This is a genomic window from Glycomyces paridis, from assembly GCF_004912155.1.
GTDB classification, from domain to species: domain Bacteria; phylum Actinomycetota; class Actinomycetes; order Mycobacteriales; family Micromonosporaceae; genus Glycomyces; species Glycomyces paridis.
The window spans coordinates 261,610-283,149 of sequence record NZ_STGX01000004.1; the positions used below are offsets into that span (position 1 = coordinate 261,610).

The following is a 21,540-nucleotide window of genomic DNA, read 5'->3' on the forward strand; positions in this document are numbered from 1 at the left end:
GGAGCATGTCACCGCGCACATGCGGCCGCATCCCACGTTCGGCCGAATCGTGGCCCAACCTTCCGCTCCACCCGGTGTTTCGGTCACTTCCCGGACCCGTTCGCGTCGTTAGGCTCGTTCGCGGTTCCCCCCGCCGAAGCTGACATCCGAACATTCATTGGGGACACATGCACCACACACCGAAACCGGCCCGCCGGGCCGGTCGGCTCGCCATCCTCGGCGCGGCCTCGGCCGCCGCCGTCGCGCTCGCCGTCGCGGGCACGACCCCGTTCGCGCAGGCCGCGACCGTGACCTTCAACCCGCTCGACCCCGCACTGGGCTTCAACTCCTTCGTGGAGGACGAGACCGTGCTCGCCTCCACCGAGGCCGAGGGCCCGATCGCGACCGGCGGGAACCTGCTCATCGAGGGCTCCTACAACGTCATGATCCACACCGGCACCGGCGCGTTCACCGCGCCGGGAGACGCCCAGCCGAGCGCGCTGGTCGTGGGCGGGCGCGTCGTCTACACCGTCGACCCGGCGACCTCGGTCGTGCAGGTCCTCAACAGCGGCTACGTGAAGGTCGGCGACCTCACCGGGACCGACGTGCTCAACACCGACCAGAACAACGCGAGCGTCAACACCGAGCTGGTCGCCGCCGGCTCCGGCTACAACTCGACGCCGCGCATCCAGCTCACCGTCCAGCAGCCGATCGACTCGGTCGGGCCGTCCAGCCCCATCGACTTCGACGCGGCCTTCGGCGAGCTGCGCGCCAATGCCGACACGCTCGTCGAATGCCAGGCCAACGTCACCATGCGCGACGGGAGCGGCAACGCCGTCGCCAAAGGCGCGGTCACGCAGGGCCAGAACATCCACGTCACGCTCGAAGCGGGCGTGACCAACGTCCTCGACGTCACCGGCGAGGACCTGAACAACATGGGCGACATCGTGTTCGACGGGCCCCTGCCCTCGGCCGACACGCCGCTGCTGATCAACGTCGACACCTCCGGCACCGGCGGCGAACTCGACTGGGTCGTCGCGCCCCAGTCGCCCGTCAGCATCGACCAGGCCCCGTACATGCTGTGGAACTTCGGGACGAGCACGACCCGCCTGCGCATCGCCGGCGGCGACACCGTCGAAGGCAGCATCCTCGCGCCGAATGCCGACTACTCCGACGTGAGCCCCACCAACGTCGAGGGCCAGATCGTCGCGAAGAACGCCAGCCTCGGCGAGATCGGCGAGAACGGCGGCGAGATCCACCACGCGCCGTTCGCCGCCGAGCTCACCTGCGAGACCGACGTGCAGCCCACCGACGGGCCTTCCACGCCCGGCGGCGGCACCACCGCTCCCGGCGACACCACCGCACCGGGCACCACCGGCCCGGGCGGCGGTTCGCTCGCGACCACCGGCGACTCGCTGCGGCCCCTGATCATCGCCGCCGGTGCACTGGTCGCCGTCGGCGCGGCCGTGCTCGTCGCGACGGGCCTGCGCCGCAAGGGGGCCCGCGGCTGATGCGATCCCGTGCCCCCGTCGACCGCGCCGACGCCCACGCCTGGACCGCCCTGGTCCTCACCGGGCTCGCCGGCGCGGTCGACGGGGCCGGGTTCCTCAGCCTCGGCCAGCAGTTCGTCGCCAACCAGACCGGCAACGCCGTCCTGCTCGCCGTCGCCGTCTCCGGCCAGCTCACCGGCCGCGAGGACGGGCTCTCCGCGGTCGGCCCGGTGTGGTCGCTCATCGGCTTCGCGGCAGGAGCGGTCCTCGCGTCCCTGGCTACGCGCCGCCACATCCTCACCAGCTACGGCGTCCCGGTCCTCCTCGTCGCCGAAGTCGTCGTCCTCGCCCTCGCGGGCCTCGTCGGCGGCTTCGAACCCGCCGTGGCACTCGCCGCGTTCGCCATGGGCGTCCAGTCCATCCACGCCACCCGCATCGGCCTCGCCGGCGTGAACACCACCGTCCTCACCGGCACCCTCATCGCCCTGTCCGCCAACCTCACCGGAGGGCGCGACGCACGCCGGTCCGCGCGCCTCCAGGCGAGCGTGTGGGCCGTCTACCTCCTCGCCGCCGGCATCGGCTCGGTCCTCGCGCACGAACTGTCGTTCGGCGCGGTCTGCTGGGCCGCCGCCGCGGTCGCCGCCGCGATGGCCGTCGCGGCGTTCGCCGAGGCCAGGCACCACAAGGCCTGACGGACCTTCGCGTCCATTCCGGAGCGGCGCCGACCCCGAGCCGATACCGTGCTGAGAGCCGGACCATCGGACACGGGGAGAGGTCGCATGAGGCGGTACCCAGGCATCGCAGCGGTCACGGGCGTCACCCTCGCCCTGGCGTCCATAGCGACACCGGCCCTCATGGACGCCGCCGAAGCCGCCACCGTCTCCATCGACCCCCTCGAAGGCGCACTCGACTTCAACGCCTTCATCGAAGGGAACACCTACCTCGACAACACCGAGATGGAAGGCCCCCTCGCCACCGGCGGCGACCTCGGCGTCGTCGGCTACTACAACATCTCCCTCCACAGCGCCGGCACCTTCGTCGACGGCGCCGACGCCCGGCCCAGCGCCCTCGTCGTCGGCGGCGGCATCGACTTCACCGACCCCCTCCCGTGGGGCCAGACCAACATCCTCGCCGACGGCTACGTCAAGGTCGGCGACCTCAGCGGGACCGACATCCTCGACACCGACCAGAACAACGCCGCCGTCAACACCCAGCTCGTGCCCGCCGGGACCGCCTACAACACCATCCCGAGGGTGGAACTGCGGGTCCGGCAGCCGGCCGCCTCGATCGGCCCGAAGGACCTCATCGACTTCGGCGCGGCCTTCACCGTGTTCCGCGAGAACGCCGACGCGCTGGCCTCGTGCCCCGCGACGGTGCCGATGCACGACGCGAACGGGCAGGTCGTGGAGAAGGGCGAGGTGTCCGGCCAGCAGCAGATCCGGGTGACCCTCGAAGCGGGCAGGACGAACGTCCTCGAAGTGACCGGCGAGGACCTCAACAACATGGGCGACCTGGTCTTCCCCACGGTCCTGCCCTCGGCGAGCACGCCGCTGCTGATCAACGTGGACACCTCGGGCACCGGCGGCGACTTCTCGTGGACGACCGCCCCGCAGTCGCCCATCAGCGGCGATCAGGCGCCGTACATGCTGTGGAACTTCGGGACCGGCACGACCGCGCTCACGCTGGCGGCCGGGGACACGGTCGAGGGCAGCATCTACGCGCCGAACGCCTCGTTCCTCGACGTCAGCCCCACGAACGTCGAGGGCCAGATCATCGCCGCCGAGGCCCGGTTCGGGGACCTCAACCTCGCCGGGGGCGGCGGCGTGGGCGGCGAGACGCACTACTTCCCGTTCGCGGCGACGCTGACCTGCGAGACCGAGGTCGACCCGACGCCGTCCACCGAGCCGCCGACGACCGAGGCCCCGACCACGGACGAGCCGACGAGCCCCTGCCCGAGCGAGGAGCAGACCTCCGACGAGCCCTCCACGGAGGCGCCGACGACCGACGAGCCGACCACTGAGGAACCCACGACGGACGGCCCGACCACCGACGAGCCCACGACCGACGAACCGACCACCGACGAACCGACGACCGACCAGCCCACGACTGACGAACCGACCACGGACGAGCCGACGACCGACCAACCCACGACCGACGAACCGACAACCGGCGGGCCTACGACCGACGAGCCCACGACGGCCGGGCCGACGTCCGCCGGTCCGACCACCGGCGAGCCGGTCACTGACGAGCCGACCACGGCCGGAGGGACCTGCGGGTCCACCACCGAGCCGCCGTCGCTGTCGGTCACGGGCCGCCCGTTGACGCCGCTGGTGATGTTCGCAGCGATCGTCACGGCCGCGGGCGCGGTCGCACTGATCGCGGCGGGTATGCGCCGGGCCCGGGGCTGACCGTTCAGACGTCGACGACCTGAAGCCCGAGCGTTCGGGTCGCGGCCCGGACTCGGCGGGCGGACGAACGCCGGGCCAGGTCCGCGGCCGCGGCCTCCCAGGCGGGGAAGTCGAACGCGAACCCGGCCGCCTCCAGTCGCCCGGGGATGACCCGGCGGCTCTTGAGTAGCAGTTCAGTGTCGGTGCGCAGGGCGAGCGCTCCGAGCTCCGCCATCCGCCTGGTCGCCGGGAGGCCGATCCGGACGCCTTGCGCCCGCCGCAGGATGCGCATGAAGTCCCGCTGCCGCAGCGGGTGCGGCGCCGCGAGATTGACCGGCCCGCAGAGGTCCTCGCGTTCGAGCAGGAACGCGACCGCGTGGATGAAGTCCGCTTCGTGGATCCACGACACGAACTGCCGGCCGCCGGCGATCGGGCCGCCGAGCCCGAGGCGGGCCATCCGGGAGAGCAGGTCGAACACCGATCCGCGGTCTCGGCTCATGACCATCGCCGATCGCATCGAGATCTTCCTGGTGCGCGGGGTGTCGGCCTCGTCCAGGGCCCGCTCCCAGGCCAGCGCGATGTCGATGCTCTTGCCCCAGTAGGCGGGCGCGTCGGGTTCGGCGCCGCCGATGACGCCGGTGGCCTCGTCGTTGGCGCGGCCGTGGGTGTGGGCGTAGACGGTGGCGGTGCCGGCCTGGAGCCAGACGGCGGGAGGCCTGTTCGCGGCAGCGATGGCCTCGCCGACGGCCCTGGTGGACGCGATGCGGGAGTCCATCATGGCGGCGAGGTTCTCGGGGGTGTAGCGGCAGTTGACGCTGCGTCCGGCGAGGTTGACGACGGCGTCGGCGCCGTCGATCGCGTCGGTCCAGGGGCCGGGGGTGCGTCCGTCCCAGTGGAGGTGGTGGTGGCTGGTGGGGTTGCGGGTGAGGACGGTGATGTGGTGCCCGGCGGCGAGGAGGCCGCGTTCGAGGACGGCTCCGAGGTGGCCGGTGCCGCCGGGGATGACGATCTTCATGAGGGTTCCCTCCTTATGGACTCACCCTACCCTCGTACTTGAACACGTTCAAATATGTTCGCGGCGTTATCCGCGCCACTGAAGCCCGTCGATGGATGGCGGACCGGTCGGATTCCGGCGGAACGGATCACCCGAGCGGTCGCCTCAGGATCGCGCCGCCTGAGCGGTGCCCCCTGAGCGGGGCGGCCTGTGAGCGGATCGTCGATTCGCCGCGATCTCGGGACCGGCTTGTCGGTGGCGTCCCGTAGCCTGCCGGGGTTCGCGAAGTCCGAGGAGGCCCGGTGAAGTTCAGGAAGATCGACGAGCAACGCTCGATGCGCAGGCCGCTGGTGGAGGCCGACCGGCTGCGGCCGCTCACCGAGGAGCCCGACCCGGACTTCGAGCTGAGCGAGCTGCTCATCGAGGGTCTGGAGTGGACCGGCGCGGTCGCGGACGGAAGCCTCGAACAGTCGCTGCTGCGCAGCGTCGACCTGTCGGGGACGACGCTGTCGCCCTTCGAGGTGGTCGACGTGGTCGTGGAGCGGTCGGTGCTGGCGAACGGCCGGTGGGAGCGGGCGACGGTGCGGCGGCTGGAGATCACCGACAGCCAGCTGGTGGGCTGGCAGGCCCAGTTCGCGCTGGCGCAGGACGTCTACGTGGCCGACTGCCGGGCCGACTTCGCGGGCGTCTCGATCGGCTCGGCGAAGGGCCCGGTGGTCTTCGAGCGGTGCCGGTTCATGAACGCGACGTTCCTCGGCGACCTGTCGAAGGCGGTGTTCATCGACTGCACGTTCCCCGGCGCGGACTTCTCGCGGGTCTCCAACGCGAAGGGCTGCGACATGCGGCGGGCGGACCTCTCGGGCATCACGGGCCTGATGAGCCTCCGCGGCGCCCTGATCACGGCCGACCAGGCGGTGGCGATCGCCGGAGAACTGGCGACCGCGGCCGGCTTCAAGCTCGCATAGATGCGGGCACGGCCTGCCCGGCATCGCGGCGGCACACGAGTTGCGGGCACGGGCCGGAAGTGAACGAGCGGCCCGACGCCGTCGCGCATCTCGCCAACCTCGTTACGCGCGCTCGGCTGCGCGAGGCCGCTCGGCGCGGAGCGGCCCTGTGGGGCGCCGGCTCGGTTCCCCTGCCGCCTCAGCCGAGTTCTTCGAAGGTGCCGGAGTGGATTTCGCCGCTGCGGCCGCCTCCCTCGTCGGCGGACCAGAATCCGGTGACCGTGCCGGTGCCGAAGTCGAGGACCTGGGTGACGGTCGCACCGGTGACCTCGTTCCAGCCGATCAGGTAGACCTTGCGGGCGATCTCGGCGACATGCAGGTCCACGGTTCCCGAGGCGCCCTCGGTCGCGCCGTCGATCTCGGCGTACTGGAGCCGGTTGCCCTCTGAACCGTAGATGTTGTGGAAGACGACCCCGTTGTCGAGGTGGATCACGAAGGTCTTCCCGGCGAACGCGAAATCACTCATCTCAAGCACCCTCCTTCAAAGCGGCCACGAACCGGCGGTACCCGGCCGGGCCGCCTTCCAACCTAGGTTTCGAGCGGTCCTCCGGTCCTTGGTTTCACGACTTCGCCCTTTCCGGGCGACACGCCGCGGGCTTGGCCTTCTCGGCGCCACGCCACGGGCCTCGTCTCCGGTTCGGAATCGCCGGGGGATCCCCCCCCCCCCCCCCCCCCCCCCCCCCCCCCCCCCCCCCNNNCCGCCGCCCCTCACCACCACCCGCTCTCCGCCACCTGCCTATGCGCTGTCCTGCCACCACCCACCGGCTGCTGCTCACCTTCCGCTCTGCGCCACGGGTACCTCGTGAGCGCATTGCTTGCGTGCGTTGTGCCGGTCGCCTTTCCGCCTCGTGTCACCTCCGGTTCTTTGTGCGGTTGGGTTGGTCGAGTGGTGCTAGGTCTGTGGCTGCGCTTCCTCCTGCGGCTCAGGGAGGGTCGGGGGTTCGGTGCAGGCTCTTATCTCCTTGTCGGCGAGGAAGAGGCGGTGCTGGAACTCCTGGTCGTCGGAGGTGCCGAGGGCCTTCAGAGTCGTCTTGCGGCGGTGGAGGGAGCGTTCGAGCCAGTCCTTCCATTCGGGTGCCGCCTCGGCCGCGGCGACCGTGGCGGGGCGCCAGACCGGCATCGGGGCACCCGAGACCGCGAAGCGCGGGTTCGGTTTCAGGGCTTCGGGTTCGGGGAGGTGGTCGCGGATCGCGGCCTCGGTCCAGCCTCGGGAGCGGAGCATCGGCTTGGTGAGCCAGACCGACCGGTCACCGAACCGCACATACTGCGGGCGCGGTCGGGGCGGGGCCTCCTGGTCGCGCCAAGGTTCGGCGCCCGTTGCGGCGGGCGGGCCTGCCGCCGGAGGGCGTTCGCGGTCGGGGAGGTCAGGGCCCCGGGCGGGTCGCGATGCGGGAGGTCGCGCGCGGGTCCGCCCGGTCCGGCCCGGCGGCGGACTCGACCGCTCGCGCGAGGCGAGGGTGCCGATTTCGGCCGCGGGCTGGTCGGTCGCGAGGTGGAGCGGTGCATCCGGTTGATGTTGGGAGACGGGCGGGTCGGCTGATGCAATTTGCGGGGTCTTCGCGGGACTCGTGCCCGCACCCTGTTGGTCTTGTGAGGCATGGGGTTCGGTTGTTGGCGCTGCCGGGTTCGTTGCTTTGCAGGGAGGTGCGCCTGATCTGTGTCGTGTGACGCCGACGGCCTTCGGCGGATAGGGAGCGGGGAGGTCGGGTGTGGCCGTTCGCTGTTGGGAGGCGATGAAGCCGGTGAGCCATTCGGTGAAGTGGTCGCGCAGGCGCCCGGCCGGGATGGTTTCGAAGGGGAGGGCCCGCGCCACCACTTCGGGGCCCGGGCGGGCGTCGCCGGGCGGGGTCGCGGGGGTCGTCTCGTACCTTGAGCTGCTGGTGGATGCCGTGGTCGTCATCGTGCCGTCCCTTGCTCGTCGGGCCCGGTCCGTGGACCGGGCGCCGTATTCAGTTACCGTCACGACCGTATCGACGGGCACCGACAGTTTTCGACCTGATGTCCACGAACGGGTGATAGGTGACCGTCCTCACCGCGATGACCGGTTCGGGTGCCGGGTCGCGAGCCGGGGCCGCGTGCCCGGACCGTCGCGCCCCGTGCCGCCGACCTCCGGCGGGGCCGCCGCGCCCGATGCGGTGCAGACTGGCCCTCATGCGCGTTCTCCTCCTAGGGCCTTTCGCGATCCGCGACGACCAGGACCGGCCCGTCGACCTCTCCGGCGCCCGCCTCCGCGCGCTCGTCGCCCGGCTCGCACTCGAACCCGGCCGCGAGGTCCCCGCCGACACCCTCACCGACGCCGTCTGGGAGGACCGCGCGCCCTCCGCCAACGCGCTCCAGGCCCTCGTCTCCCGGGTCCGCCGCGTCATCGGCGCCGAGCGCCTCCTGCGCGGCGCGGTCGGCTACCGCCTCGTCCTCGACCCCGACGACGTGGACGCGCCCCTCTTCGAACGCCTCGCCGCCACCGGAAGACGCGACGGCGACCTCACGGCGCTCCGCGAGGCCGAACGGCTCTGGCGCGGCCCCGCCATGGCCGACCTCCTCGACCTCCGCTTCGCCCGCAACGAGGCCGTGCGCCTCGAACGCCTCCGCGCCGAGGCCGCCCGCGAACGCCTCGCGCTCGACCTCGTCACCGGCGGCGACGTCCTCGCCGAACTCGAACCGCTCGCCGCCGCCCACCCGCTCGACGAGCGCTGGCAGGCCCTCCTCGTCCGCGCCCTCCACGCGACCGGCCGCACCGCCGAGGCCCTCGACGCCTACGAGCGCACCCGAGAGCGCCTCGCCGACGAGCTCGGCGCCGACCCCTCGGCCGAACTCGCCGACCTCCACCTCCAGATCCTGCGCCAGAGCACCGCCCCCGCCGAGCGCGCAAAGCGCCGCAGCAACCTCAAAGCGCAGCTCACCAGCTTCGTCGGCCGCGAAACCGACCTCGACTCGCTCGCACGGGCCGTCGCGTCCTCTCGCCTGGTCACCGTCACCGGGCCCGGCGGCGCGGGCAAGACCCGGCTCGCCGTGGAGGCCGCCGCGCGCATCGCCGACGACATTGCGCCACACGGAGTCTGGCTGGTCGAACTCGCGCCTGTCGCCGACGACGCCGACGTGGCGCCCGCCGTCCTCAGGGCCATCGGCGCCCGCGAGGCCGGACTGCTCGACCCCTCCGCGCACGACGCCGCCTCCCGCCTCGCCGAGTACTTCGCCGACCAGCGCGCGCTCCTCGTACTCGACAACTGCGAGCACCGAGTGGAGGCCGCCGCCTCCCTCACCGCCGCGCTCCTCGGCGCCTGCCCGGACCTGCGCGTCCTCGCGACCAGCCGTGAAGCCCTCGCGATCGGCGGCGAGCGCCTCTACCCGATCCCGCCGCTGCGCCTGGACGACGACCGGCCCGAGCGCTCCCCCGCCGTCCGCCTCTTCTGCGAGCGCGCCGCCGCGGTACGGCCCGACTTCGCGCTCACCGCGGCGAACACCGAAGCGGTCGTGGAGATCTGCCGCCGCCTCGACGGCCTCCCGCTCGCGGTCGAACTCGCCGCCGCCCGCACCCGTGCGCTCGACCCGGCCCGAATCGCCGCCCGCCTGGACGACCGGTTCGCGCTCCTCGCCGGGACCGACCGCGCCGCCCCGGCGCGCCACCGCACCCTTGAGGCCGTGATCGCCTGGAGCTGGGAGCTCCTCACCGATGCCGAACGGGCCCTTGCCATGCGCGTCTCTCTCTACCCCGGCGGGATCGGGCTGGACCGCATCGGCGACCTCGGCGCCCTGGCCGGGCTCGTCGACAAGTCGCTTGTGGACCGCGACGGCGAGCGCTATCGGATGCTGGAGACGATCCGCTCCTACGCCGAAGCGCGCCTGGATGAGAGCGGCAGTGCCGACGCCGAGCGCGACGCGATGGCCCGGTACTGCCTCGATCTCGCGGAACGCTGCGACGAGGAACTGCGGGCGGCGACCCAGATCGAGGCGATGGCGGGCTTGAGCGTCGAGCACGCGAACCTCCTCGCCGCCCTGCAACGCTCGGTCGCGCACGGCGACACCGAGACCGCGCTTCGCCTGTACATGGCCCTGTTCTGGTACTGGCACCTGCGCGGCTTCCAGAGCGAGTTCCGGCGCTGGACGACCGCGGTCCTGTCCCTGCCAGGCGAAGTACCACCCGCGCTGCGGCCCGCCGCGAAGGTCCTGGAGGGCATGGGGCTCAGCGAGAGCGGCGACGTGGACGGCGGCGAAGCGGCCATCGTGGAGGGGCTGCGGCTCGGGCGCGAATTCGACGGCGAGGTCCGGGGCCGGGCGCTGCTGGCGCTCGGACCGGCGTTCCTCGCCGACACCGGGACCGTGGCGGGCCATGCGCCGCAAGGCAATTGGGAACGCGGCATCGCCTACCTCGTGGCGGCTTCGGCGGGCGGCGGCGAGGCCGGGCCGGAAGGGGTCGAGCGCGTCGAACGGGCCGAGGCCGAGTTCGCGGCGATCGGCGAACGCTGGGGTCTCGCCTCGGCCCTGCGGGTGCGGGCCGAGCACTGGGCGCGCGCGGGCGCGAGGCGAGCCGCCGAGGAGGGGCTCGAACGCGCCGCCCGGCTGTTCGACGAGCTCGGCACCGCCCGCGACGCCGCCGAGACCCACGCCGAACTCGCCGTCGCGTACGCCCGCAGCGGATCGCTCGACAAGGCATGGGCCTCACTCGAAACGGCCACCGACCTGGCGGCGAGCGAGCGCGAGCCGATGACCATCTCGTACGTGCGGTCGGCGCGGGGGCAGATCCTCATCGCCGCCGGCGATCACCGGACCGCGCTCGTCGAACTCGAAGCGGTCGAACTCGCACTCGACGGCACGGTCATCGAAGCGCGGATGCGGGTGTGGAGCAGCGCCTTCAAAGCCATGATCGCCCTCCTCGAAGGCCAGACCGCCGTCGCGGCCAGGCACATCGCCGGGATGCGGGACCGCCACGTCGAAGGCGCGGCAGGCCCAGACCTGACCGTGGCCGCCCGCATCGCGGCCGCGATCGCCCTCGAAGGCGGCGACGCACGACGCGCCGCCGAACTCCTCGGCGCCGCCAGCGCGCTCCTTGGAGGCGGCGAAGACGGCCGCGGCTACGACGCCGCCCTTCGAACGAGCGAGCGGACTCGGGAGGCTTTGGGTGACAAGGCGTTCGAGAAGGCGCACGCTGAGGGGGCCGCGCTGGGGCGAGACGATGCCGTCGACCTGATCAGGTCACGGCAGCGCTGAGCGGTCGGCAGTGGTAACGCGCAGATCAGTCGAGGACCGCCGCACCGGTAAGCGACCCTTCAAGACCGGGACGGCGACGGAGCCGGATCGCGACGCGGTCGGTCTCATGAGCGCCCCTTCGGCGGCGTGCTTGCGGCGCCGCGCGCGGCCTCAATGCGGCGCCCGAGGTCGAACCGACAGTTCATTCGGAAGGAGCCGTCCCGGCAACGGAACCGTGGCCGAGATACTGCATCGTTTTCGGTTCTGGCGAGCTCGGGTTCGGCGGGATCGCGATACGCAGGGACGCAAGCGATGTGGCGCTGAACACCGTGCTTCGCGCGGGACGGCGCTTTCTCAAGGGGACGGTTGCGGCGGTGACCGCTCTTTCCATGCTTGGATGCCTCGTCTGTCGTGCCTGCGGCACCGCAGACTAGACGGCGAATGAGTCTGCGCGCCCTCTGCTGCCGCCTAAACTGCTGCGGCCGTTGGTGTTTGCGGTCGGGTTCAGAGCGTTGCGATGGGGGTGGCGACGAGGCGGTCACCGAGTTCGAACGAGCGTGGGCCGGTGTGGAGGACAGCCCCGCCGATGAACTTGTCGCCCAGTTCGTCGCGCAGCCATGACAGGTGTCGGGCGTCTTTGGTCGACACGGTCCCCGACGATTTGAACTCGAAGCCGAACACGGTGCCGTCGCGGTACTCGGCGAGTAGGTCGATCTCGCGGTGCTGGTCGCTGGTGCGCAGGTGGTAGAGCGAGGGCCGCGACTCGCTGAGGCGCGCTTCGGCCCTGAGCTGGCTCGCTGCGAAGGTATCGAGCATCCTTCCCATCAAGTCGCCGTTGCGGCGCAGCCCCGCGCGGTCGACTTCGAGGATCGCCCCGGCGATGCCGGGGTCGACGAGATACCGCTTGGGTGCCTTGGCGAGGCGCTTGAGTCGATTGGTCCACCAGGCGGGCACTGCGTTCACGAGGAGCAGGTTGCCCAGCAGCCGGTCGTAGGCCTGCGCTGTCCGGCTGTTGACGTCGGCGGCTTCGTACAGGCTCTTGGCGGCGACGACTCCGGCGGTGTTGAGGGCGACGGCCTGCAGGTACCGGCGGAGTTTGAGCGGGTCGCGGGCGCTGTCGATGAGTTCGGCGTCGCGGAACACCACCTGGTCGACATAGGCGTCCAGCCAGCGGCGCCGGGTGGTTTCGGTGGAGGCCAGAACCGCGTCCGGGTAGCCTCCGCGGAGGGCGAGGTCGAGGTAGTCGTTGAGCACCAGGTTCGATCGCACCGGGTGCAGGGACTGGATCGGATCGGCTCGCAGCCGGTCGAAGAGGGGAACCAGATCGACCGCGCCCTCGATCTCCCTTTGGATGAGCCCGTACATCTCCACTCTGATCGCCCGCCCGGTCAAGGGCCAGCCGGCGGCTTCCAGGTCGGAGCGCACCGACCCGGTGATCAGGAAGGCGCCGGGGCCGGGGCGTTCGTCGACGGCCCGTTTGATCGCGCCGAGGATCTGGGGTGCTTCCTGCCATTCGTCCAGGAGCAGCGGTAGCGGCGCGTCGAGTGCACCGTCGGGGTCGGCGCGGACGGCTTCGGCTTCCGCTTCACGGTCCAGGCGGATGACCGTCCGGGCATATCGACGGGCGGTCGTGGTCTTCCCGCGCGCTCGCGGCCCCACCACGAGCAACGCCGGGAAGTCCTGCATGAACTCGCCGATGAGACGGTCGGCAATTCGCGCAGTACCAAGATTCTGCGTCGATCAGTACAAAGATTCTGAGCGTGTCGTTACGAATATTCCGCAGGCAAGGATGCTCGTCGGAACGGGCTCAGGCATCCTCGACGGGTGCCGCGCGGCAGGTCGGCTTCGGCCGACGGATCACAGGTCCCGCCAGGTGTGAAACAGCCGGTATGCGGTCTGCCAAGGCCGAAGGCGGCAGGGGGAATCGCTAGGGCGCACCGGCACTACCCGCGAGGTGATCGCATCGACCAGCGTTCGGCGCGACCAGCCGGTCGGGGCCGGGACGGGCAGCCAGCGGCGGAGGTGTCACCGCTGACCGTCGGTGAGCGCGGCAGGGATGCGCGGTATGCCCGGTCGGGATGGAGTTCGCGGATGCGATTGTGCGCCGGTCCTGTTTGGAGCGAGTCGGTGATCGGGCCGGTCGGCAGTGGGTTGAGGCTCAGTCGGTTGGGCTCGAATCGACCGTCCTCGCAGGCAGCACGAGGCGATTCGGTGCGGGACCGGGTGATGGTCAGGCCGGTCGGGTCCAGGGGCGGACCTCGGCCACGGCGCTGGTGGGGAGCGGCCCGTAGATGTGGGGGTACTCGGGCGCGCCCGGCGCGGGGGCCTCGAATCGGATCGGGGCTCCGACCAGCTCGGGGTCGATCACGAGGACCACGAGCGGTCCGGTGAAGTCGCCGTAGACGAAGGCGGCGACCGCGTCGAGCTGCTCGGGCCGCGAGCAGTGGATGAAGCCCTCCTCGGCGAGGGTCCGCCCGCGCGTGGAGGAATCGAAGGACCCGGTCGCGAGCGCGGCTTCCCACAGGGCGGGCTCGGTCAGATGCAGCAGTTCGGTCACGCGAGCACGATACCGCTCTCGGTGTCGAACGGGCGCGGGTCGGAGCGGTGGGGCTGGGCGGCGTGGCGATACGGCCAGGACGCCCCACTCGGGGAGGTGGCGGCGCCGTCGACAGGGCACCAGGGCACGGCGAGTCGGCCCCGCGAGGACGCGGGGCCGACGGTTCCGGTTCGTTCAGCGCTTCGCGAAGTGGGCGCGGGCCGCAGGGAGGGCCAGGAGGATGACGCCGAGGAGGCATCCGAGGACCACGATCGCGAGGCGCGCGGCCTCCAGAGCCGGCAGCCACTGCGGGTAGGCGGCGTAGGCGGCGTCGAGGAGGGCTGCGGTGTCGAGGGAGCGGACGGCCGGGTCGTCGGAGGCGTCGAAGACGGCTTGGACCTTCGCGGCGGCGGTCGCGTTGCCTGCCATGATGAGTGCGTTCCCGGCGAGCACGAGGGGCAGGGCGATCCAGGCCAGGAGGCGCCCGATGCGCCTGCCCGCGAGGACGAGTCCGCCGATCGCGGCGATGGCCGCCGCGATGACGAAGGGCGCCCAGATCGCGACGCCGTGCTCGTCGAACGCGAGGCCGTTGGCGGCCAGGAGGTTCGGGTCCTGCCCCTGGCGGGCGGTCTCGGCCTCGGCGGCGGCCTGGACGTCGGCGCCGAAGACGAGGCCCACGACGGGGATCGAGGCGAACGCCAGCGCGATCGCGAAGTGGAGGGCGGCGGCGAGGGTGACGGTGGCGGGGCGGGCGGTGCGGTCGGCGTTCACGGTGGGCTCCTTCGGGTCGGCGGCTTTGAGGGCCGGGTCGAGTACCGCGGGGAATCTCGTGGTGCTCATGTCCATGCGTGTACGGTCGCGCCGAGCGCTGACGGGCGGCTGACATGGCACTGACGATTCGCGGGGCCCGCTGACACGGCATCGGGTCGGCTGCCGGTCCCGGCAGCTGGCGGCTCGCGACCGCCGTGGGGCCGACTCGGTTCCCGTCACTGCTTCGATCCGCGACCATCAGGATGACTCGCTGGTCTCGATCCGCAGTCGCGTTACCGCATCTCCGGGAGACACAGTGCCGCCCGCGACCGACAGGTCGCGGGCGGCTCCTGGGTGCTGCGTCAGTCCGCGTAGCGGACGGTGAGGTCGCCGACGCTCGTGTTGACGTTGATGACCACGTCGGCTTCGGCGGCGGGGTCGGTCGCGATGTCGATGTCCTGGTCGCCGACGCCGGAGGCGAAGCGGACGTCGTAGGTGGTGCCGTCGTCGGGGAGGACGAGTTCGACGTCGCCGGTGCTGGTGGTGACGTTGATGTCGCCGTTGACCTTGTCGAAGGCGAGGGAGATCGATCCGACGCTGGATTCGACGCGGGTGGAGGCGGCGTTGAGGCGCTGGCCGGTGACGTCGCCGACGCTGGTCTCGACGTCGATGTCGCCGTCGAGGCCGTCAAGGGAGATGTCGCCGACGTCGATGGTCGCTTCGGCGTCGGCGCCGGTGGGCAGGTGCATGGTGTAGTGCACCTCGCACTCGTCGATGTTGACCCAGAAGAGGATCGAGTCGTCGCATTCGCCGGTGGCGATGAAGGTCTCGCCGCGCCAGGTTTCGGTGCTGGTGGGTTCGGTGCCGCGCCAGCTGGTCTCGCGGACGACTTCGAGGGCGTCGCCGTCGGCGGCGGCGAGGTGGATCGAGCCGATCTCGACGTCGACGTCGACGCCGGCGAGGGCCTCGGTGTACTCCTCGGAGTGGGAGCCGTGTTCCAGTGGTGAGGAGGCGGTCCAGATCCAGACGCCGCCGAGGGTGAGGGCGAAGATGAGCATGGCGCCGGTGAAGGAGCCGCCGATGATCCACCAGAGCCTGCGGGCGTTGCGGGCCTTCTCGGGTTCGGTCGGGGCGTCGGTGGCGTTCTCGGGAGTGTCGATCATGACCGGTCCTTTGCGTTGCCTTGCAGGAACTTGAGGATGGCGAGCACGCGGCGGTTGCCGCTGTCGGTGGGCGGGAGCCCGAGTTTCGAGAAGATCGAGTTGATGTGCTTGCTGACGGCGCCTTCGCTGAGGAAGAGGGCGGCGGCGATGCCGGCGTTGGAGCGTCCTTCGGCCATGTGCGACAGGACTTCTCGTTCTCTGGGGGTGAGGCGGTCGAGTTCGTCGCCGTCGCGGCGGACGAGGAGTTGGGAGATGACCTCGGGGTCGAGTGCGGTGCCGCCTTCGGCGACGCGGCGCAGGGAGTCGAGGAATTCGGCGACGTCGGCGACGCGGTCTTTGAGGAGGTAGCCGATGCCGCGCATCTGCCCGGTGAGGAGTTCGACGGCGTAGCGTTCCTCGACGTACTGGGAGAGCATGAGGACGGCGAGGTCGGGGTAGCGGCGGCGCAGGACGAGTGCGGCGCGGATGCCTTCGTCGCTCTGGTCGGGGGGCATGCGGACGTCGGCGACGACGAGGTCGGGGCAGTCGGCTTCGACGGAGCGGAGAAGGGCTTCGGCGTCGCCGACGGTGTCGAGGACTTCGATGCCGCCGATCTCCATGAGCCGGGCGAGGCCTTCTCGGAGGAGGACGGAGTCCTCGGCGATCACGACGCGCATGGCAGCTCCGCTTCGATGGTGGTGGGCCCGCCGAGCGGGCTGGTGAGGTGGAAGTCGCCGTCGACGGAGCGGACGCGGTCGGCGAGGCCGCGCAGGCCGGTGCCGCCGTGGGGGTCGGCGCCGCCGCGTCCGTCGTCGGTGATGCGCAGGTGGAGGCGGTCGCCTCGGCAGGTGACGTCGACGGCGGCGGTCTGGGCGCCGGAGTGTCTGGCGGCGTTGGTGAGCGCTTCGGAGACGACGAAGTAGGCGACCGCTTCGACGTCGCGGGCGGCCCTGCGGTCCATGTCGACGCGCAGGCGCACCGGGACGGGCGAGCGGGCGGCGACGGCGGAGAGGGCCGCGTCGAGGCCGCGGTCTTCGAGGACGGCGGGGTGGAGGCCGCGCACGAGGTCACGCAGTTCGGTGAGGACCTGTTTGGCCTCTTCGTGGGCTTGTTCGAGGGCGCGGGTGCCGGCTTCGGGGAGGTCGGGGAGGGTGGCGCGGGCGATGCCGAGGTTCATGGCGAGGGAGGTGAGGCGCTGCTGCGCGCCGTCGTGGAGGTCGCGTTCGATGCGGCGTCGCTCGGCATCCGCGGCGTCTACAGTGGAGTTTCGGCTGGCGGCAAGGTCGGTGACGCGCAGTTCGAGTGCTTCGGCGCGGCTGGTGCCGAGGAGCTGGCGGGCCATGAGCGCGTCGAGCGCGGCCAGGCCGCGGGTGACCCACGGCGCGGCGAGGAGCACGCCGATGCCGACGACACCCATGATCCAGTGCCGCAGGCCCACACCGGAACCGATGGCCAGCAGCGGGGCGGTGATCATCGCCGCCCCTGCGGCCCATGCGGTCAGGGCGAGGAACGCGGCGACGAAGCCGTACACCCCGGCCGTGCAGTGGTAGGCGAAGTGGCGCCAGGTCTTGGGGTTGCGGACGGTGGCGAGGAGGGCGCGCGGCGCGAACGTCACCGGTTGGGCGTAGAGCCCTTCTGGCCACGCGGCGTTGAGGAACGCGGCGTGGCGGGAGCGCTGCACGACGGTGAGCCCGGCGCTGAGGACCAGGATGCCGACGCCCGCCGCGAACGGGAGGACGACGGTGACGAGCCCGGCGAGGCCGACGGCGACGAGGGTGAGGATCGCGATGCCGCCGAGCGACCCGACGGCCGCCCCGGTGACGAGGTGCATGAGGGAGCGCCAGGTCGGGCCCGCCCACAGGGCCCGCAGTGCGGCGAGCGGCAGTCCCCGCCAGGGGATCGCTTGAGTCGCTGAGATGTCCATGCCTGAACAGTAGATTCGCGCCGGGCCGACCGCATTGCCGCAGGCTTCCGACCTCGAGGTGAGGTTTTCTCCACCCCCGGAGCGGGCGTGGGCGCCCCCGCGCACGCGAGCGGTCCCCGCCCGGCGGGCGGGGACCGCTCTATCGCCCTGGTGCCGTGATGAGTCCGCCGCCGCGGACCCGATGGCGGCCTACTCGGAGAACCAGCTGGAGGTGACGGTGTTGCCGCCCTCGCCGTTCCAGGTGAGGACCATGATGTATTCGTGGGTCGAGAGGATGTCGTACGAGCCCACGTCGCACCCGCTGTCGCCTCCGTCGTCCACGGTGAGCACCGTCGTGATCGTCAGGCCCCCCTTCCTGCGCTCCTTGAGGTAGCCGGTCACACCGTGGCCGTCAGCCTTGTTGTCGCAGACTTTGAAGTCGTCGCCGTCGTCGATGTGCGTCATCGAGCCCAGGCTCGAACCGATGTAGCGGTCCGCGGCCGCGGCGGGCGCGGCGGCGAAGCCGAGCACGGCCAGCGCGGTCGCGCCGATCACGGCGGAACGGGTGAGCGGGTTCCGGCTCATGGTCGATCCTTTCTCTTCGGAGGTCGGGCTCGCGCGCCGGCCACCCGGCGCCGCTTCGAGGCCCCGGCGCATGGTACTCAAGCGCGCCAAGGGAACACGGCCTGCGAGGTCATTCGCAGGCGGTGCCGTCCCCGTCGCGGTCGAGGTGGGAGCCGTAGCCGGGTTCGCCCGCGTGGATGGGTGCGGCGCCTGCGGCGCGGACGGCGTCGCAGTTCTTGTAGTAGACGTCGCCGGAGTCGCCGTCGTCCCCGCCGTCATCGCCTCCGCCGCCGCCGCCGGAGGACGAGGTGTCCTCGCAGGCCTCGCCGTCGCCGTCCCCGTCGAGGCCCGCCCGGTAGCCGGGGTCGTCCTCGTAGAGGGGCGCGGCGCCCGCGTCCCGGGCGTCGTCGCAGTTGTCGTAGTAGACCTCCGGTTCGGGTTCGGGCTCGGGTTCCGGCTCGGCGGCTTCGGTCGGCGCCGCCGAGGTCGTCGGTTCGGTTTCGGTGGGCGAGGGTTCGGACGTGGAGGGCGCGGCGGTGGTCGCTTCCTCGGTGGTCGCCTCGACGGTGCCGGTGTCGGCGAACGAGTCCGGGTCGGAGTTGTCGCCGCCGATCATGCTCAGGATTCCGGCGCAGCACAGCACCGGTACGACCAGGATCGAGATGACGGCGCTCTTCTCGCCGGTGGAGAGTTGCGACCAGGGCTTGACGCCCTTGCGCGGGGGGCCTTGCGGGGGAACGGACATGTCGGCTCCGATGGGGAAGGGTGCAGGTGCGGGAGGTATCCAGCACGCTATGCCTCATCGGGCCCTTGGAGAATCCTCTGCGCGGTCGACCGGTCACCGGCCGTTGGTACTCCCCCGATCGGGCGATCCCAGATCGTGCGCATCAGACGAAACGGGCATGGCTTGGACGAGCACCGGTCGGCCGCCTCCGCACTCTGTCGATACGGGGCGGCCGCGACGGCCCGCGACGGCCGGCGCGGGCCCGTCACGGGTCGGGCTCCGCGTCGGCCGTCGCGCGGCGCGCTAACCGGACCAGTGGCAGTGGCCGTTGCACAGGTAGGCCCAGAAGGAGCCGCAGTCCTCGATGCGTTCGCAGTCGGCCTTGCGGCAGTGCGATTCATCGCCGCAGAAGTCGTCCTCGGTAGAGCAGCTGCACAGCTCGCTGGCGGCGCCGACGGCGTCGGGCGCGCCCAGAACCGCCAGGAGCAGCCCGGACTCCTGGATCCCGAAGGCCGCGACCGCGTCCGCCTTGAGGTCCTGGAGGGCTGCGTGGCGTTCGGCCTCCGGCAGCGTCAGCACCTCCTGCACGGCGAGCAGGTCCTCGGCTTTCGCGATGACCTCGACCTGCTCGGCGGTGAGCCGGCGGCTCTGGCGGTACCGGTCGAGGTGGTCGAGCCACAACTGCGTGCGCGTCTCAGGCGGGAGCTCGTGGTGGACAGCGCGCCGGTATGGCACCGGGAGGGCGGCGATCGAGTCGAAGTCCTCGGGAAGTGAGCCGCGGTTGGCCTCGAGCCAGTCGCGGATCTCCCGGCCTTGGACGTCCTCGGCGAAGGCCGGGGAGCGGCCGGCGAGGACGATGCCCGCCGCGGCGCCCAGGCCGGTGCCGATCCTCAGGAAGCCCTTGCGGCTCAGCCCGTTGCCGGTGGCCCGCGCGGCCTCCTCCCGGTCGCCGAAGGCCCGCAGCAGCCGGATGGTGTCGCGCGGGCCGAGCCTTCGGGCCAGTTGCAGCGCCATCGGTTTGCCGGTCCAGGCGCGGACGCGGCCGCCGCGCACGCGCAGGAGCGTCGGCTCGAACGGCGCCTCGGCGCCGAACGCCTTCCGGCGCCAGGCCTCTACCTGGTCGCTGCGCAGCGGTTTCACTTCGAGCTTGTCGCCGCATGCCTCTTCGACCGCGGCCGCGATGGTGCGGCAGCTGCCGCAGGACGCGTCGAACGCCATGATCCAGCGCGGTTCGGTGCCGGTCGTGTCGCGTGACAATTCGTACCTCCAAAGGTGGTTCGGACGGTGCCCGGCGAGACTAAGCGACATGACGTGCACGTGTGCCGATATCGGGCGATCGATGCCGATCGGTCCGCAGGCGTCCAGCGCGAACGCGAGGGACGGGCTCCCTTGGCGGCGATTCGGTGTTGGCCGCCGATCCATTCGCTGATCGGCGGGTTCGGAATCGACCATTCGGCGGGTGCGCACGTCAGCGGTGTACCGCTATTCCTGAAAGGGTCGGAGCCGGTTGAGAATTAACGCGGGACCGTGCAACCAATGGCGCCGCATATAGCGTCGGCTCAGGCCCGACTGGCGATCGGAGTCGGGCGGAATGGCCTGGTCCGGGCGCCGTCGCGTCGTGTGGGACTTTCCCCCGAATAGCGAAGTGTCACTTCATGAATCAGTGCGGTGACTGCAAGTAGTTTGAAAACTTCAGAGTTTTCTAGGCAACTTCAGCCGTCCGTGCGAGCGTCTTCCATCCGACACGGGACAAACCCCTGGTACCGACCGAGAGGTATTTCTTCCATGACCGCGAATACTGCGTTCGACACTGCGGCCCTCACCGCTGAGCAGCATGAGGCGTTCAACCGCGACGGCTACCTGATGATCCGGGGAGTGCTCGACGCCGACGAGGTCGCGCGATATGCCGAAGTACTCGACCGCCTCTACATCGAAGAACGTGACGCGGGTCGGCTCAACGATACCGGCGGCATGCACTTGTTGAGCGCCATCAGGTCGGCACCGGAGCTGGCGGAACTGCTCGACCACCCGAAGACGTTCCACTATGTCTGGTCGACCATCGGTTGGAACGTGCACGCCCATCACTCTCATCTGGACGTCAACCCGAAGGTCCACGAGCAGCAGCCCTACCGGTTCCGCTGGCACCAGGACGGCGGCCGCCAGAACAAGGACATGGAGACCGAGGTGAAGCCGCGCCTCTCGGTGAAGCTCGCCTATTTCCTGTCCGACCTCTCCGAGACCGGCCGCGGCGCCACGAAGATCATCCCCGGATCCCACCTCCTCAACCGCATCGACGGCCCGCCGCGCGCCGACATCGAGTGGCCCGAGCCCGAGGGCGCCATCGAGGTCACCGGCGAGCCCGGCGACGTCCTGTTCTTCGACCGGCGCCTGTTCCACGCCGCCTCGCACAACTACTCCGACGTCACCCGCAAGATCGCGTTCTTCGGGTACACCCCCCGCTGGATCCGCATCCGCGACGACATCGAGAACCTGCCGGGCCAGTCCTGGTGGAACGACATCACCCCGATCCAGCAGCAGATGCTCGGCGGGTTCGCCGAGACCGGCGACCACGCCTGGGGCTTCCACTTCGAGGACACCCCGCTGTACCTCTGGCTCGAAGAGCGGGGCCTCCTCGACCGGAACAACCCGCCGCTCAAGCCCGAGCGCTAGAGCGGTCAAGTCCGCAAGGGCCCGTCGCCTTCCCGGAAGCGGGAGCGGCGGGCCCGTTCGTTTCGGGCGCGTCACCGCGGCGGCGGGCGGGCATGTGGGCGCGTGCAGTGGTGATCCGTAATGGCGGTGGGTCGCGTGACATCGCCACGGCGGTCGCGGCGACGGTACGGCCGTGGCGTACGGGGCGGCGGAGTCGGTTCGGGGGCGCGCCGG

Annotated in this window: 18 protein-coding genes; 6 read left to right on the forward strand and 12 right to left on the reverse strand. The window is 71.3% G+C overall.

Translation table 11 applies throughout. The annotated features are described in order from the left end of the window. Nucleotides 1–167: 167 nt before the first annotated feature. From E9998_RS07385 to E9998_RS07395, 3 genes are all read left to right on the forward strand, one after another. Nucleotides 168–1,490, forward strand: coding sequence for a choice-of-anchor A family protein (locus E9998_RS07385; protein WP_136529058.1), 1,323 nt, complete (start codon nt 168–170; stop codon nt 1,488–1,490). Beyond that, nucleotides 1,490–2,161: a YoaK family protein gene (locus tag E9998_RS07390; RefSeq protein WP_136529059.1), complete on the forward strand. Its 672-nt coding sequence runs from the start codon at nt 1,490–1,492 to the stop codon at nt 2,159–2,161. The genes E9998_RS07385 and E9998_RS07390 overlap by 1 nt, the downstream gene beginning before the upstream one ends. Nucleotides 2,162–2,248: 87 nt before the next feature. Next, on the forward strand, nt 2,249–3,877 hold the full coding sequence (locus E9998_RS07395; RefSeq protein WP_136529060.1) for a choice-of-anchor A family protein: 1,629 nt from the start codon (nt 2,249–2,251) through the stop codon (nt 3,875–3,877). A gap of 4 nt (nt 3,878–3,881) precedes the next feature. On the opposite strand, the gene E9998_RS07400 is transcribed toward E9998_RS07395, so the two are convergent. Continuing rightward, nucleotides 3,882–4,871: an epimerase gene (locus E9998_RS07400; RefSeq protein WP_136529061.1), complete on the reverse strand. Its 990-nt coding sequence runs from the start codon at nt 4,869–4,871 to the stop codon at nt 3,882–3,884. Between the two features lie 281 nt (nt 4,872–5,152). On the opposite strand from E9998_RS07400, the gene E9998_RS07405 reads away from it, so the two are divergent. Then, nucleotides 5,153–5,815, forward strand: a complete 663-nt coding sequence (locus E9998_RS07405; RefSeq protein ID WP_136529062.1) for a pentapeptide repeat-containing protein — start codon at nt 5,153–5,155, stop codon at nt 5,813–5,815. Between the two features lie 178 nt (nt 5,816–5,993). On the opposite strand, the gene E9998_RS07410 is transcribed toward E9998_RS07405, so the two are convergent. Beyond that, nucleotides 5,994–6,320 carry a MoaF-related domain-containing protein gene (locus E9998_RS07410; RefSeq protein WP_136529063.1) on the reverse strand — a complete coding sequence of 109 codons (327 nt, stop codon included), beginning with the start codon at nt 6,318–6,320 and terminating at the stop codon, nt 5,994–5,996. Nucleotides 6,321–6,746: 426 nt separating this feature from the next. Beyond that, nucleotides 6,747–7,076 (reverse strand): hypothetical protein, encoded by a 330-nt coding sequence (locus tag E9998_RS07420; protein ID WP_136529065.1) that lies wholly within the window; start codon nt 7,074–7,076, stop codon nt 6,747–6,749. A 929-nt stretch (nt 7,077–8,005) separates the two neighbouring features. On the opposite strand from E9998_RS07420, the gene E9998_RS07425 reads away from it, so the two are divergent. Beyond that, a complete protein-coding gene (locus E9998_RS07425; protein WP_158299725.1) occupies nt 8,006–11,059 on the forward strand; it encodes an ATP-binding protein in 3,054 nt (1,017 codons plus the stop codon). A 483-nt stretch (nt 11,060–11,542) separates the two neighbouring features. Here the strand turns inward: E9998_RS07425 and E9998_RS07430 are convergent, their stop codons facing one another. The 9 genes from E9998_RS07430 to E9998_RS07470 all read right to left on the reverse strand — a co-directional run bounded on the left by E9998_RS07430 (nt 11,543) and on the right by E9998_RS07470 (nt 19,914). Continuing rightward, nucleotides 11,543–12,724 (reverse strand): ATP-binding protein, encoded by a 1,182-nt coding sequence (locus tag E9998_RS07430; protein ID WP_136529067.1) that lies wholly within the window; start codon nt 12,722–12,724, stop codon nt 11,543–11,545. A 544-nt stretch (nt 12,725–13,268) separates the two neighbouring features. Continuing rightward, nucleotides 13,269–13,595 carry a DUF952 domain-containing protein gene (locus E9998_RS07435; protein WP_136529068.1) on the reverse strand — a complete coding sequence of 109 codons (327 nt, stop codon included), beginning with the start codon at nt 13,593–13,595 and terminating at the stop codon, nt 13,269–13,271. A 174-nt stretch (nt 13,596–13,769) separates the two neighbouring features. Continuing rightward, nucleotides 13,770–14,414 carry a hypothetical protein gene (locus tag E9998_RS07440; RefSeq protein WP_136529069.1) on the reverse strand — a complete coding sequence of 215 codons (645 nt, stop codon included), beginning with the start codon at nt 14,412–14,414 and terminating at the stop codon, nt 13,770–13,772. A gap of 272 nt (nt 14,415–14,686) precedes the next feature. Further along, the gene (locus E9998_RS07445) at nt 14,687–15,487 is read right to left on the reverse strand and encodes a DUF4097 family beta strand repeat-containing protein (protein ID WP_136529070.1); all 801 of its coding nucleotides are present in this window, start codon (nt 15,485–15,487) and stop codon (nt 14,687–14,689) included. Beyond that, nucleotides 15,484–16,143 (reverse strand): response regulator transcription factor, encoded by a 660-nt coding sequence (locus E9998_RS07450; protein ID WP_136529071.1) that lies wholly within the window; start codon nt 16,141–16,143, stop codon nt 15,484–15,486. The genes E9998_RS07445 and E9998_RS07450 overlap by 4 nt, the downstream gene beginning before the upstream one ends. After that, nucleotides 16,131–17,390 (reverse strand): sensor histidine kinase, encoded by a 1,260-nt coding sequence (locus E9998_RS07455; RefSeq protein ID WP_136529072.1) that lies wholly within the window; start codon nt 17,388–17,390, stop codon nt 16,131–16,133. Before E9998_RS07455 ends, E9998_RS07450 begins: the two co-directional genes overlap by 13 nt. A gap of 189 nt (nt 17,391–17,579) precedes the next feature. Further along, nucleotides 17,580–17,954: a hypothetical protein gene (locus tag E9998_RS07460; protein ID WP_136529073.1), complete on the reverse strand. Its 375-nt coding sequence runs from the start codon at nt 17,952–17,954 to the stop codon at nt 17,580–17,582. 109 nt (nt 17,955–18,063) lie between these two features. Further along, nucleotides 18,064–18,678, reverse strand: a complete 615-nt coding sequence (locus E9998_RS25790) for an excalibur calcium-binding domain-containing protein (protein ID WP_204745310.1) — start codon at nt 18,676–18,678, stop codon at nt 18,064–18,066. Between the two features lie 282 nt (nt 18,679–18,960). Then, nucleotides 18,961–19,914, reverse strand: a complete 954-nt coding sequence (locus E9998_RS07470) for a bacteriocin fulvocin C-related protein (protein WP_136529074.1) — start codon at nt 19,912–19,914, stop codon at nt 18,961–18,963. 528 nt (nt 19,915–20,442) lie between these two features. On the opposite strand from E9998_RS07470, the gene E9998_RS07475 reads away from it, so the two are divergent. Beyond that, nucleotides 20,443–21,327, forward strand: coding sequence for a phytanoyl-CoA dioxygenase family protein (locus E9998_RS07475; RefSeq protein WP_136529075.1), 885 nt, complete (start codon nt 20,443–20,445; stop codon nt 21,325–21,327). The last annotated feature ends 213 nt before the right edge of the window (nt 21,328–21,540 follow it).